We start from the raw sequence: 12,850 nt of genomic DNA on the forward strand, positions 1-12,850 counted from the left end.
ACATTAGCGCTACCAACGGTTTTATATGTTAGCTTTTTAAGGCCACCCTAAAATAAATTTGACGCCATGTTACAACCTATATTTGAGTTACGGTCAGTTAATAAAAATTATTATTCATCCGGGAATAAACGTTTTTTCTCAACGACGCCAAAAAGCGCGGCGATTAATGCCTTGAGCGATATCAATTTAAAGATATATGGCGGAGAAATTTTTGTCATTGTCGGTCTTTCCGGCTCCGGCAAGTCGACGTTGCTGCGCACGCTTAACCACCTGCTCCCGGCCAGTTCCGGCTCGGTGATATTCCAGGGTAAAACGCTTTCCGCCCTCCGGGAGTCCGAGCTGATCGCCCTGCGTCGCCGTCATATCGGCATGGTTTTCCAGTCGTTCGCGCTGTTTGACGAACGCAGCGTGCTGGATAACGTGGCGTTCGGCCTCGAAGTAGCCGGCGAATCCCGGGATGTCCGCTATCGGAAAGCTCGCGACATGCTGGCAAAAGTCGGGCTTGGCGACGTTGCCGAACAGTATCCGCCTCAGCTTTCCGGCGGCATGCAGCAGCGGGTCGGTCTCGCGCGCGCGCTGGTCATGGATCCCACCGTGCTGTTAATGGACGAAGCATTTTCCGCGCTCGATCCGATTATTCGCCGTGACATGCAGACGCTACTTCTGTCGCTACAGGCGGAATCCCGGCGCACGATCGTCTTTGTCACCCACGATATGGAGGAGGCGCTGCGCCTCGGTACGCGTATTGCGATTATGGAAAAAGGCAAGCTGGTGCAGGTTGGCAAACCGGAAGAGCTGATCAACGCGCCTGCGACCGCGTATGTTCAACACTTTTTCTCCGGAGTCGACGTTTCGCGCTGGCAGCTCGCCGAAAGCTATGCCGGTATCTGGACAGCGCGTCAGGAGCCATCATGAGCTACCCCCTCGATTTCAGTCGTCAGATTGACGCCGCCGTGCAGCGCCTGCTGGTACACGCCGGCGGCGGCTTTGACGGTTTCGCCCATGCTATCGACAGCTTCGCCGGGGGCATCGAGAGCGTAATAAATGCGCTTTCGCCGTGGGGGCTGGTGATTATCGCGGTCTGGCTCGGCGCGTGGCGAATTGGCAAAAGTTTCGCGCTGTTTGCCCTGCTTGCTTCGCTGTATATCATTTACAGCGGCTACAGCGAGCACGCGGCGGTGACGCTGGCGCTAACCCTGTCATCCACGTTTTTCAGCCTGCTGATCGGTATTCCGCTCGGGATCTGGAGCGCGCGACGCGCGGCTATCGGCAGCATCATTCGCACCGTGCTTGATTTTATGCAGACCATGCCCGCCTTTGTATACCTGATACCCGCGACGATTTTGTTCGGGCTTGGCCGCCCTCCGGGGATCTTCGCCACGATTCTGTTTTCTATGCCGCCGGTCGTGCGCCTGACCGATTTAGGCATTCGCCAGGTTAACGCTTCGCGCATCGAGGCAGGCATCGCCTTTGGCTGCACGCCGTGGCAGCTGCTGTGGAAAGTGCAGCTGCCCGCCGCGCAGCCCTCGATTATGGCCGGCGTGAATCAATCGATTATGATGGCCATGTCGATGGTTATCATCGCCTCGATGGTCGGGGCCGGTGGGCTGGGTAACGATATTTTGAGCAGCATTCAACAGCTGGAGATTGGCACTGGCCTGCAGAGTGGTTTCGTGGTGGTGCTGATTGCCATCCTGCTGGATCGGCTCTCCGCAAGCTTTGCACGACGCGGCGAGCCTTCTGGCGCCAGAAGGACGATTCCCGGCGGACTATTTCGACTCAGGTCAAAATAAAGCTACCTGCATCATGCGCCGATGGGGCAAGCCTGTCGCGATCCCGGCAGCCTGGATCGCGATGCTGCCGGGGAGGAGGGATTCCGTTACTGGAACGGCTTCACGTCGCCAACGCCTTCACGTACCACGACCGGCGAATCTTCGGTCAGATCGATAACCGTGGTCGGCTGCTGGCCGAGATAGCCGCCGTGGATAATCAGATCGACCAGCTTCTCCAGCCGATCCTTAATCTCTTCCGGATCGGACTCGGTGAATTCGCTGCCCGGCAGCATCAGCGAGGTGGAGAGCATCGGCTCGCCCAGGGTCTCGAGCAGCGCCTGGGCAATCGGGTTCGACGGCACGCGCATGCCGATGGTTTTACGTTTTTCCTGCAGCAGGCGACGCGGCACCTCTTTGGTCCCTTTGAGGATAAACGTGTAGTTGCCCGGCGTATTGTTTTTAATCAGGCGAAACGCCACGTTGTCGACAAACGCGTAGGTCGACAGCTCGGAGAGATCGCGGCACATCAGGGTGAAGTTGTGGCCGTCCGGCAGTTGACGAATGCGGCAGATCCGCTCCATCGCGCCCTTATCTTCAATCTTACACCCCAATGCGTAGCCTGAATCCGTGGGGTAGACAATCACCCCGCCTTTACGCACAATCTCCACCGCCTGGTTAATCAACCGCGCCTGCGGGTTGTCCGGATGGATGTAAAAAAACTGGCTCATACTTCCCTCTCAATTTTATTCTGCGGCCGTTTCCCAACTGTGCCAGATCCCTTCTACACCTGCGGGTAGCCAAAGTTTCCGACCCAGCTCAATCCACGGGCAGGGCTGATGGAAATCAGAACCCTGTGAACCCAGAAGACCAAACTGTACGGCGTACGCGGCAAGCTGCGTGCGCTCATGCGGCGCCTGCTGACATTGGGCCAGCTCCATCGCATCGCCGCCCTGCTCGCTAAAGTGGGCCAACAGCCTTTTCAGCCACTTGGCGGAGAGATCGTAGCGCCCGGGATGGGCGACAACCGCTTTGCCGCCAGAATGATGAATGACATCAATCGCTTGTTTTATTGTACACCACTGCGGCGGAACGTAACCGGTTTTCCCACGGGCGAGATATTTTTTAAAAACATCGGCCATATTGCTGGCGTGGCCTGCCTCCACGAGGAAACGGGCAAAATGCCCGCGGGTCACCGCCCCGCCGTCGGCAAGCTTCATCGCCCCTTCCCACGCCCCGGGAATTCGGGCCTTATCCAGCCGCTCGGCAATCATCTGCGCCCGCAGCTGGCGGCGCGCCTTCTGCTCATCAAGCAGGGCCAGCATCGCCGGATGCTCAATATCAATATTCAGGCCCACGATATGAATTTCATGGTTTTCCCACAGGGTTGAAATTTCCACCCCGGTCACCAGCGTCAGCGGCAGGCCGGCGCGGGCAATTTCCGCCCGCGCCGCAGGAATGGCCGCAACGGTATCGTGATCGGTAATCGCCAGCGTCCCGACCCGCATCTGGTGGGCGCGATGGACAAGTTCTTCTGGAGTCAGCCGCCCGTCAGAGGCGGTGGTATGGCTATGCAGATCGTAAATCACTGCGTAAAGGGTATCGCTCAAGATGACTCCTGCTGGACATGGACTTAAATAAGCGCATTATCATACCGACTCGCGGAGAAAATCTGCAAACAGGGGTTGACATTATTCCTCTGGACTAGTTAACTAGTACGCAAGTTCACATGAAGGGGTATCACGATGAAAACGCAAATTATCACTCTGCACGGCTGGTGGCGCACCTCCTGATAACGGGCGGCGTGATCGCGTTTTGCACTCAGCATACAGATACCCGGCCCGCCAATGAGCGGGCTTTTTATTGGACAAATTATTATACCGAACAGGCGAGAACAATAATGCAAACATCAAAACCGGCACTCGAGCTTCTCACCAGCGACGCCATCTATCGCGAAAACCCGACGGCGCTGTTCCACCAGCTGTGCGGCGCGCGTCCGGCAACCCTGCTGCTGGAATCTGCCGATATCGACAGTAAGGATGATTTAAAGAGCCTGCTGCTGGTTGACAGCGCGCTGCGCATCACCGCCTTAGGTGACACTGTCACCATTCAGGCGCTTTCCAGCAACGGCGCATCGCTGCTGGATTTACTCGACAACGCTCTGCCCTCCGGCATCGAAAATCTGCGTCAGCCGAATGGCCGGACCTTAACCTTCCCGCCGGTCAGCGCCCTGCTGGATGAAGACGCCCGCCTGTGCTCTTTGTCGGTTTTTGACGCCTTCCGCCTGCTGCAGGAGCTGGTGACCGTTCCGCACGACGAGCGCGAAGCGATGTTCTTCGGCGGCCTGTTTGCCTATGACCTGGTGGCCGGTTTCGAAGACCTGCCGCCTCTGGAAAGCGACACCGCCTGCCCGGACTACTGCTTCTACCTGGCGGAAACGCTGCTGGTTATCGATCACCAGAGCAAAAGCACCCGCATCCAGTCGAGCCTGTTCACGCCGCTGGCGAGCGAAAAGCAGCGTCTGACGCAGCGTATCGCCCAGCTTCGCCAGCAGCTCAACGAACCGCCGGCGCCGCTGCCGGTCACCGCGGTAGAGCAGATGACCTGCGACTGCGACCAGAGCGACGACGAGTACGGCGCCGTGGTCCGCAAAATGCAGCGCGCAATTCGCGCCGGCGAAATTTTCCAGGTTGTACCATCGCGCCGCTTCTCTCTGCCCTGCCCGTCGCCGCTGGCAGCCTACGACGTGCTGAAGAAGAGCAACCCGAGCCCGTACATGTTCTTTATGCAGGATAACGACTTCACCCTGTTCGGCGCGTCGCCGGAGAGTTCGCTGAAGTACGATGCCGTCAGCCGCCAGATTGAGATCTACCCGATTGCCGGTACCCGCCCGCGCGGTCGTCGCGCCGACGGTTCGCTGGATCGCGATCTCGACAGCCGTATCGAACTCGAAATGCGCACCGACCATAAAGAGCTCTCCGAGCACCTGATGCTGGTCGATCTGGCGCGTAACGACCTCGCCCGCATCTGCACGCCGGGCAGCCGCTACGTGGCCGACCTGACCAAAGTCGACCGCTACTCTTTCGTGATGCACCTGGTTTCCCGGGTGGTCGGCGAGCTGCGTAACGACCTCGACGTTTTGCATGCCTATCGCGCCTGTATGAATATGGGCACCCTGAGCGGAGCGCCGAAGGTGCGCGCGATGCAGCTTATCGCCGCCGCCGAGGGCAAGCGTCGCGGGAGCTACGGCGGCGCCGTCGGCTATTTCACCGCCCACGGCGACCTGGATACCTGCATCGTGATTCGCTCTGCCTACGTGCAGGACGGCATTGCCACCGTTCAGGCCGGCGCCGGTATTGTCCTGGATTCAGTGCCTCAGTCAGAAGCAGATGAAACCCGAAATAAAGCCCGCGCGGTGCTGCGCGCAATTGCCCAGGCCCACCACGCTAAGGAGACTTTCTAATGGCCGACATTCTGCTGCTCGATAATATCGATTCCTTTACCTATAACCTGGCAGACCAGCTGCGCGCCAACGGCCATAACGTGGTGATTTACCGTAACTCGGTTCCGGCGCAGACCTTAATTGAGCGTATCGGCACGATGGACAATCCGGTGCTGATGCTCTCCCCAGGCCCGGGCACGCCGAGCGAAGCCGGCTGCATGCCGGAGCTGCTGACCCGGCTGCGCGGCAAGCTGCCGATCATCGGCATCTGCCTTGGCCATCAGGCGATTGTGGAAGCCTACGGCGGCTACGTGGGCCAGGCGGGCGAAATTCTGCACGGTAAAGCCTCCAGCATCGAGCACGACGGCCAGGCGATGTTTGCCGGCCTGACTAACCCGCTGCCGGTTGCCCGCTACCATTCGCTGGTCGGTAGCAATATTCCGGCCGGGCTGACCATCAACGCCAACTATAACGGGATGGTGATGGCGGTGCGTCATGATGCCGATCGCGTTTGCGGCTTCCAGTTCCACCCGGAATCGATTCTTACCACCCAAGGCGCGCGTCTGCTGGAGCAAACCCTGGCCTGGGCGCTGCAGAAGCTGGAGCAAACCAATACCATCCAGCCGATTCTGGAAAAGCTGTATCAGGCGGAAACCCTCAGCCAGCAGGAGAGCCACCAGCTGTTTTCTGCGGTGGTGCGCGGTGAAGTGAAGCCCGAGCAGCTGGCCGCCGCCCTGGTCAGCATGAAGGTGCGCGGCGAGCAGCCGCAGGAGATTGCCGGAGCGGCCACCGCCCTGCTGGAAAATGCCGCGCCGTTCCCGCGTCCTGACTACCCGTTTGCCGATATCGTCGGCACCGGCGGCGACGGCAGCAACAGCATCAATATTTCTACCGCCAGCGCGTTTGTCGCCGCAGCCTGTGGGCTGAAGGTCGCGAAGCACGGCAACCGTAGCGTCTCCAGCAAATCCGGCTCTTCCGACCTGCTGGCCGCATTCGGCATCAACCTGGATATGAACGCCGATAAATCCCGCACCGCGCTGGATGAGCTGGGCGTCTGCTTCCTGTTTGCGCCGAAATATCACACCGGTTTTCGCCACGCGATGCCGGTCCGTCAGCAGCTGAAGACCCGGACGCTGTTCAACGTGCTGGGGCCGCTGATTAACCCGGCGCATCCGCCGCTGGCGCTGATTGGCGTCTACAGCCCGGAGCTGGTGCTGCCTATCGCGGAAACCCTGCGCGTGCTGGGCTACCAGCGGGCGGCGGTCGTCCACAGCGGCGGCATGGATGAGGTGTCGCTCCACGCGCCGACGGTGGTCGCGGAGCTGAATAACGGCGAGATCAAAAGCTATCAGCTGACCGCGGATGATTTTGGCCTGACGCCTTATCACCAGGAACAGCTGGCCGGCGGCACGCCGGAAGAAAACCGTGACATTCTGACGCGCTTACTACAAGGTAAAGGTGAAGCCGCTCACGAAGCCGCTGTCGCCGCCAACGTCGCTATGCTGATGCGTTTACACGGGCATGAAGACCTGAAAGCCAACGCCCGACAGGTGATTGACGTGCTGCGCAGCGGAGCGGCCTATGACAGAGTGACCGCATTAGCGGCAAGAGGGTAAATAATGCAGACCGTTTTAGCAAAAATCGTTGCCGACAAAGCGATTTGGGTAGAAGCCCGCAAGCAGCAGCAGCCGTTAGCCAGTTTTCAAAACGAGGTCGTCCCGACGCAGCGTAACTTTTACGATGCCCTTGCGGGGACGCGCAGCGTGTTTATTCTCGAGTGCAAAAAAGCCTCGCCGTCGAAGGGCCTGATTCGCCAGGATTTTGACCCGGCGGCCATCGCCGGAGTGTATAAAAACTACGCCTCGGCGATCTCGGTGCTGTGTGATGAGAAATATTTCCAGGGCAGCTTTGATTTTCTGCCCATCGTCAGCGCCATCGCGCCGCAGCCGATACTGTGCAAGGATTTCACCATCGATCCTTACCAGATCTATCTCGCGCGCTACTATCAGGCCGACGCCTGCCTGCTGATGCTGTCGGTGCTGGACGATGAACAGTATCGCCAGCTCGCCGCCGTCGCGCACAGTCTGAACATGGGCGTGCTGACCGAAGTCAGTACTGAAGAAGAGCTGGAGCGCGCCATCGCGCTGAAGGCGAAGGTGGTCGGGATCAACAACCGCGATCTGCGCGATATGTCGATTGACCTCAACCGCACCCGCCAGCTGGCGCCGCGTCTGGGCCATGACGTCACCGTGATCTGCGAATCCGGGATTCATACCTACGCCGAAGTTCGCGATCTCAGCCACTTTGCTAACGGCTTCCTGATTGGCTCAGCGCTGATGGAGCACGATGACCTCGACGCGGCCGTTAAGCGCGTGCTGCTCGGTGAAAACAAAGTCTGCGGCCTGACCCGTGCTCAGGACGCGCAGGTGGCCTATGAATCCGGCGCCCTCTACGGCGGGCTGATTTTCGTCCCTGGCTCACCGCGCGTCGTCAACGAGGCGCAGGCTAAAGAGATTATCCAGGCCGCCGGGCTGCGCTACGTCGGGGTGTTCCGCGATGCGCCGCTCCAGGAGGTGGCTGACCGCGCAGAGAGCCTCCGGCTGGCTGCGGTTCAGCTGCACGGCAGCGAAGACCAGGCCTATATCGACGCGCTGCGTGCGCGGCTGCCGGGTCAAATCCAGATCTGGAAAGCGCTCAGCGTGGGCGACACGCTGCCGGAACGCAACCTGCAGCACGTCGATAAATATCTCTTCGATAACGGCCAGGGCGGCAGCGGCCAGCGTTTCGACTGGACGCTTCTGCAAGACCAGGACCTGCGTAACGTCCTGCTGGCAGGCGGACTCGGTGCCGATAACTGCGTAGAAGCCGCCAAAAGCGGCTGTGCCGGACTCGATTTTAATTCAGGCGTTGAGTCGCAGCCGGGTATTAAAGACGCCAGCAAGCTGGCCTCGGTTTTCCAGACGCTGCGCGCATATTAAGGAGCAATGCAATAATGAGTACTTTACTGAACCCCTATTTTGGCGAATTTGGCGGTATGTACGTCCCGCAGATCCTGATGCCCGCCCTGCGCCAGCTGGAAGAAGCTTTCGTCAGCGCGCAGAAAGATCCTGAGTTCCAGGCTGAATTTAGCGACCTGCTGAAAAACTACGCCGGTCGCCCAACGGCCCTGACCAAATGTCGTAACCTGACCGCAGGCACCCGCACCACGCTGTACCTCAAGCGTGAAGATCTGCTGCACGGCGGCGCGCATAAAACCAACCAGGTGCTGGGCCAGGCGCTGCTGGCGAAGCGCATGGGCAAAACCGAAATCATTGCCGAAACCGGCGCCGGACAGCACGGCGTGGCCTCCGCGCTCGCCAGCGCGCTGCTCGGCCTGAAATGCCGCATTTATATGGGCGCGAAAGACGTTGAGCGCCAGTCGCCAAACGTCTTCCGCATGCGTCTGATGGGCGCGGAAGTGATCCCGGTGCACAGCGGCTCCTCCACGCTGAAAGACGCCTGTAACGAAGCGCTGCGCGACTGGTCCGGCAGCTACGATACCGCTCACTATATGCTCGGTACCGCAGCCGGCCCGCACCCGTTCCCGACCATCGTCCGCGAATTCCAGCGCATGATCGGCGAAGAGACCAAAGCGCAGATCCTTGAGCGCGAAGGCCGTCTGCCGGATGCGGTCATCGCCTGCGTCGGTGGCGGCTCCAACGCAATCGGCATGTTTGCTGACTTTATCGAGGAAACCAACGTCGGCCTGATCGGCGTGGAACCGGCGGGCCACGGAATTGAAACCGGCGAGCACGGCGCGCCGCTGAAGCACGGTCGCATTGGCATCTATTTCGGCATGAAATCGCCGATGATGCAGACCGATGACGGCCAGATTGAAGAATCTTACTCTATCTCCGCCGGGCTGGACTTCCCGTCGGTGGGCCCTCAGCATGCGTTCCTCAACAGCACCGGCCGCGCCGACTACGTGTCGATAACCGACAACGAAGCGCTGGAGGCTTTCAAAGAGCTCTCCCGCCATGAGGGGATTATTCCGGCCCTGGAATCCTCCCACGCCCTGGCCCATGCGCTAAAAATGATGCGTGAAAATCCGGAAAAAGAGCAGCTGCTGGTGGTTAACCTGTCCGGTCGCGGCGATAAAGACATCTTCACCGTACACGATATTCTGAAAGCGCGAGGGGAAATCTGATGGAACGTTATGAGACGCTGTTTGCACAACTGAAATCCCGCCAGGAAGGCGCGTTTGTTCCCTTCGTGACGCTTGGCGATCCAAATCCGGCGCTGTCGCTGCAAATCATCGACACGCTGATCGAAGCGGGCGCCGACGCCCTGGAGCTGGGTATTCCCTTCTCCGACCCGCTGGCCGATGGCCCGACGATCCAGGGCGCAGCCCTGCGTGCGTTCGCCGCCGGCGTAACGCCGGCGCAGTGCTTCGAGATGCTGGCGGCGATCCGTCACAAGCACCCGACGATCCCTATCGGCCTGCTGATGTACGCGAACCTGGTGTTCAGCCCCGGCATTGACGCGTTCTATGCCGAATGCGCGCGGGTTGGCGTGGATTCCGTGCTGGTCGCCGATGTCCCCATCGAAGAGTCGGCGCCGTTCCGCCAGGCGGCGATGCGGCACAATATCGCGCCCATCTTCATCTGCCCGCCGAATGCCGATGACGAGCTGCTGCGCCAGATTGCCTCTTTTGGTCGCGGCTATACCTATCTGCTGTCGCGCGCCGGGGTCACCGGGGCGGAAAACCGCGCCGCCCTGCCGCTGCATCATCTCATTGAGAAGCTGCGCGAGTATAACGCCGCGCCGCCGCTGCAGGGCTTCGGTATTTCCGCCGCCGATCAGGTTACCGCCGCGATTGACGCCGGTGCCGCCGGGGCGATTTCCGGCTCCGCCATCGTCAAAATCATCGAACGTAACCTCAGCGATCCGCAAACGATGCTGGCCGAGCTGAAGGCTTTTGTGCAGGGCCTTAAAGCCGCCACTAAAGCGGCGTAACACCTCTACCGCCTGGCGGCTCGTCAGGCGGTTGTTTTTTGCTGCAGGCTGTCCGCGTATTTGCGCGTCAGGCGGAACAGCGCCAGCACATCCTCCTGCGTCCAGTCCATCAGCACCTGATTCATCAGCCGCGTTCTGGCTAGCGCAATGCGTTCGATCAGCGCCTTACCCTGCTCGCTCAAGGTCACTTCGCTGATCCGTCGATCGCTGACGTTAGGCTGCTTCAGCGCCAGGTTCTGCGCCTCCAGCTTTTTCACCTGCCGACTAACGGTGGTGTAATCCCGTCCCAGGCTATCCGCTAGCTCAACCACGCCAACCGGCCCATAGCGCCCTATCGCCACCAGCAGCGGAAAAAGGATCTGATCGAGCTGCACCTCGGCGGCCTGCAGTATCTGCTCATCGCGCACCGGCAGATTCATCACGCGGATGATATCCAGCAGCGCCCCGTGAAAGTCGGTGATGTCGTAATTATTATGTGCATATTGCATATATTATTTAACCCGGTGTATAGTGCCGCCATCTGATATGTGCATTTTACACGTAATTTCTTCCCGGAGGTAACGCCATGAAAGCAGCCGTCGTATTTGAACTCCAGCAGGGCCCGGTGTGGGCGGACTTTGCCGATCCGCAGGCCGATGAAAACCATCTCCTGGTTGACGTACGCGCCGCCGCCATCAGCCATGTCGTCAAGGGCCGGGCGAGCGGCAAACACTATAGCTTTGACGGTCGTCTGCCCTTTGTCGTCGGCATCGACGGCGTGGGAACATTGCCGAACGGGCAGCGCGTTTACTTCGCCTTCCCTCGCGCCCCCTGGGGCAGCATGGCGCAACGGGCGCCGGTGGCCGCGGCTAACTGCCTGCCGCTGCCGGATGCGCTGGACGATGTTACCGCCGCCGCTATGGCCAACCCCGGGATGTCGGCCTGGGCTGCGCTGGTGAAACGCGCGGGCTTTATCGCCGGTGAGACGGTGCTGATCAACGGCGCCACCGGCAGCGCCGGCCAGCTGGCAATCCAGATCGCCCGCTATCTGGGAGCGAAAAAAGTGATCGCCACCGGACGTAACGCAGGGACGCTGGCAACGCTCGACGCGGATGTCTGCATCAACCTGACCGCAGACGATCCCACTTTGCGGGCTCAGTTCGCCGAGCTTGCTGCGGGGCAGATCGACGTCGTCGTCGACTATCTGTGGGGCCCCAGCGCCGAACTGCTGCTACCGGCGCTGGCAAAAAGCAGCCCCGGCCATGCGCCGGTGCGCTACGTCCAGGTCGGCTCTCTCTCCGGGGCAGATATCTCACTCAACGGCGCGGTACTGCGTTCGGCGCCGCTGCAGCTGCTGGGAAGCGGGATCGGCAGCCTGTCAATGACCCAGCTGCTGGCAGCGACCGGGGAGATGCTGCAGGCCGCCGCGGCCGGCGGGTTTACTATCGCCACCACGCCGCTGCCGCTGCGCGAAGTGGCGGCGGCCTGGCCTCGCGACAACAGCCAGAAGCGCAGCGTTTTTGTGATCGAGTAAAAAAAATCGCTTCCGCACAAAAGATGGGGTTGATATCTTAAATGAGAAACATTATCTTTCTCATTACCGAATAGTTGAGCAAAACACTCAGGTATTCGGTACGACATTGCTCACATTGCTTCCAGTATTTTTCGCCCGCATCCGTTGCGGGCTTTTTTTTGCTCTTATGACGCCTGACGACACACGCTAAGCACCTGCTGACGCAACCAGCGGTGGCCCGGCTCCTGCTCCTGTCGGGGATGCCACATCTGCGAAACGGTAATTTCCGGCGTCGGCACCGGAAGCTCAAAAACGGCAACATCGGCCGCAAGGCTATCGCCAATGTAGGACGCCGGGACCAGCGCAATCAGCCGTGAACGGCGGGCAACCGCCAGCGCGGCGGCGAAGCTGGGCACCACCGCGGCAATCTTACGCTGCAGGCCAAACCCGGCCAACGCATCATCAACCGGCCCCCGCACCATGCCATGACGAGACGTAATCACGTGCCCGCAGGAGATATACGCTTCCCGGGTCATGTTTGCCGATTGCGCCAGCGGGTGGCTCTTTGCCAGCACGCCGACGAAGCGATCGCGAAACAGCGCCTGCAGGCGGATTTCCGGCCCCATATTCTTGAGTACGCCAATCTCGAGGTCCACGCGCCCCTCGCGTAAAAACTGCGGGTCCTTCTCGGTCTTAGCCACAAATGTCAGCGTCACCCCCGGCGCATCCCGCGCGCAGGCAGCAATCAGCGCCGGAGCAAAGGTTTCGACGAAGCCTTCGTTGGTACGCAACGTGAAAGTTTGCTCCAGCGTCGGGAGATGGAGCGGCGCAAGGGAAGCATTCAGCACCGAGCGCATCTCGAACAGCACATTCTGGGTTCGCGCTTTGATATTTTGCGCATGCGGGGTTAACACCATTTTACGCCCCGCCCTGACCAGCAGCCGATCGCCGGTCGCATCGCGCAGGCGGGTTAGCGTCCGGCTCATTGCCGATGCGCTGAGCCCCAGACGCCGCGCCGCGCCGGCAACGCTCTCTTCGGCCAGCAGAGCCTCCAGCGCAACGAGTAGATTAAAATCGGGGTCGGTCATGAGGTATCCTGTCGTAAGATATGGCGTGCGGCGCATGTTAACAGTGCATATGCTGCGCCTTCCG

Annotated in this window: 13 protein-coding genes and 1 other annotated feature; of the genes, 9 read left to right on the top strand and 4 right to left on the bottom strand. The window is 60.1% G+C overall.

Annotation, left to right across the window (positions count from 1 at the left end):
• Positions 1–171: 171 nt before the first annotated feature.
• Positions 172–915, top strand: a complete 744-nt coding sequence (locus tag QFI97_RS16840; RefSeq protein WP_346431638.1) for an ATP-binding cassette domain-containing protein — start codon at positions 172–174, stop codon at positions 913–915.
• Positions 912–1,793: an ABC transporter permease gene (locus QFI97_RS16845; protein ID WP_095096988.1), complete on the top strand. Its 882-nt coding sequence runs from the start codon at positions 912–914 to the stop codon at positions 1,791–1,793. Before QFI97_RS16840 ends, QFI97_RS16845 begins: the two co-directional genes overlap by 4 nt.
• An 86-nt stretch (positions 1,794–1,879) precedes the next feature.
• Here the strand turns inward: QFI97_RS16845 and QFI97_RS16850 are convergent, their stop codons facing one another.
• A complete protein-coding gene (locus QFI97_RS16850; protein ID WP_095096985.1) occupies positions 1,880–2,500 on the bottom strand; it encodes an L-threonylcarbamoyladenylate synthase in 621 nt (206 codons plus the stop codon).
• 15 nt (positions 2,501–2,515) lie between these two features.
• A complete protein-coding gene (gene rnm / locus QFI97_RS16855; RefSeq protein WP_076945376.1) occupies positions 2,516–3,379 on the bottom strand; it encodes an RNase RNM in 864 nt (287 codons plus the stop codon).
• Positions 3,380–3,514: 135 nt separating this feature from the next.
• Here rnm and trpL point away from each other — a divergent pair, with 135 nt between their 5' ends.
• From trpL to trpA, 6 genes are all read left to right on the top strand, one after another.
• Positions 3,515–3,562: a trp operon leader peptide gene (gene trpL / locus QFI97_RS23470; RefSeq protein WP_143350152.1), complete on the top strand. Its 48-nt coding sequence runs from the start codon at positions 3,515–3,517 to the stop codon at positions 3,560–3,562.
• Positions 3,539–3,634: a sequence feature (Trp leader region), on the top strand. (Overlaps the previous gene by 24 nt.)
• A 35-nt stretch (positions 3,635–3,669) precedes the next feature.
• The gene (locus QFI97_RS16860) at positions 3,670–5,232 is read left to right on the top strand and encodes an anthranilate synthase component 1 (protein WP_331835393.1); all 1,563 of its coding nucleotides are present in this window, start codon (positions 3,670–3,672) and stop codon (positions 5,230–5,232) included.
• Positions 5,232–6,827, top strand: coding sequence for a bifunctional anthranilate synthase glutamate amidotransferase component TrpG/anthranilate phosphoribosyltransferase TrpD (gene trpD, locus QFI97_RS16865; protein ID WP_095096979.1), 1,596 nt, complete (start codon positions 5,232–5,234; stop codon positions 6,825–6,827). Before QFI97_RS16860 ends, trpD begins: the two co-directional genes overlap by 1 nt.
• A gap of 3 nt (positions 6,828–6,830) precedes the next feature.
• Positions 6,831–8,189 carry a bifunctional indole-3-glycerol-phosphate synthase TrpC/phosphoribosylanthranilate isomerase TrpF gene (trpCF, locus tag QFI97_RS16870; protein WP_346431639.1) on the top strand — a complete coding sequence of 453 codons (1,359 nt, stop codon included), beginning with the start codon at positions 6,831–6,833 and terminating at the stop codon, positions 8,187–8,189.
• Between the two features lie 14 nt (positions 8,190–8,203).
• Positions 8,204–9,397, top strand: a complete 1,194-nt coding sequence (gene trpB, locus QFI97_RS16875; protein ID WP_095096973.1) for a tryptophan synthase subunit beta — start codon at positions 8,204–8,206, stop codon at positions 9,395–9,397.
• Positions 9,397–10,206: a tryptophan synthase subunit alpha gene (trpA, locus tag QFI97_RS16880; protein WP_133597785.1), complete on the top strand. Its 810-nt coding sequence runs from the start codon at positions 9,397–9,399 to the stop codon at positions 10,204–10,206. The genes trpB and trpA overlap by 1 nt, the downstream gene beginning before the upstream one ends.
• 23 nt (positions 10,207–10,229) lie before the next feature.
• On the opposite strand, the gene QFI97_RS16885 is transcribed toward trpA, so the two are convergent.
• The gene (locus QFI97_RS16885; protein ID WP_346431640.1) at positions 10,230–10,694 is read right to left on the bottom strand and encodes a MarR family winged helix-turn-helix transcriptional regulator; all 465 of its coding nucleotides are present in this window, start codon (positions 10,692–10,694) and stop codon (positions 10,230–10,232) included.
• Positions 10,695–10,771: 77 nt separating this feature from the next.
• Between QFI97_RS16885 and QFI97_RS16890 the strand changes: the two genes are divergently transcribed.
• Positions 10,772–11,719 carry a quinone oxidoreductase family protein gene (locus tag QFI97_RS16890; protein ID WP_095096964.1) on the top strand — a complete coding sequence of 316 codons (948 nt, stop codon included), beginning with the start codon at positions 10,772–10,774 and terminating at the stop codon, positions 11,717–11,719.
• A 164-nt stretch (positions 11,720–11,883) separates the two neighbouring features.
• Here QFI97_RS16890 and QFI97_RS16895 read toward each other — a convergent pair whose 3' ends face one another.
• Positions 11,884–12,786 (bottom strand): LysR family transcriptional regulator, encoded by a 903-nt coding sequence (locus QFI97_RS16895; RefSeq protein WP_346431641.1) that lies wholly within the window; start codon positions 12,784–12,786, stop codon positions 11,884–11,886.
• Positions 12,787–12,850 lie beyond the last annotated feature (64 nt).

It is taken from the genome of Klebsiella scottii, assembly GCF_036561945.1.
Classification (GTDB): domain Bacteria; phylum Pseudomonadota; class Gammaproteobacteria; order Enterobacterales; family Enterobacteriaceae; genus Klebsiella; species Klebsiella scottii.

Excerpts from the sequence above, each read along its gene's own strand:
- QFI97_RS16845 (WP_095096988.1), top strand. The coding sequence starts at position 912 with ATGAGCTACCCCCTCGATTTCAGTCGTCAGATTGACGCCGCCGTGCAG.
- QFI97_RS16850 (WP_095096985.1), bottom strand. The coding sequence starts at position 2,500 with ATGAGCCAGTTTTTTTACATCCATCCGGACAACCCGCAGGCGCGGTTG.
- QFI97_RS16860 (WP_331835393.1), top strand. The coding sequence starts at position 3,670 with ATGCAAACATCAAAACCGGCACTCGAGCTTCTCACCAGCGACGCCATC.
- trpD (WP_095096979.1), top strand. The coding sequence starts at position 5,232 with ATGGCCGACATTCTGCTGCTCGATAATATCGATTCCTTTACCTATAAC.
- trpCF (WP_346431639.1), top strand. The coding sequence starts at position 6,831 with ATGCAGACCGTTTTAGCAAAAATCGTTGCCGACAAAGCGATTTGGGTA.
- trpB (WP_095096973.1), top strand. The coding sequence starts at position 8,204 with ATGAGTACTTTACTGAACCCCTATTTTGGCGAATTTGGCGGTATGTAC.
- trpA (WP_133597785.1), top strand. The coding sequence starts at position 9,397 with ATGGAACGTTATGAGACGCTGTTTGCACAACTGAAATCCCGCCAGGAA.
- QFI97_RS16885 (WP_346431640.1), bottom strand. The coding sequence starts at position 10,694 with ATGCAATATGCACATAATAATTACGACATCACCGACTTTCACGGGGCG.
- QFI97_RS16890 (WP_095096964.1), top strand. The coding sequence starts at position 10,772 with ATGAAAGCAGCCGTCGTATTTGAACTCCAGCAGGGCCCGGTGTGGGCG.
- QFI97_RS16895 (WP_346431641.1), bottom strand. The coding sequence starts at position 12,786 with ATGACCGACCCCGATTTTAATCTACTCGTTGCGCTGGAGGCTCTGCTG.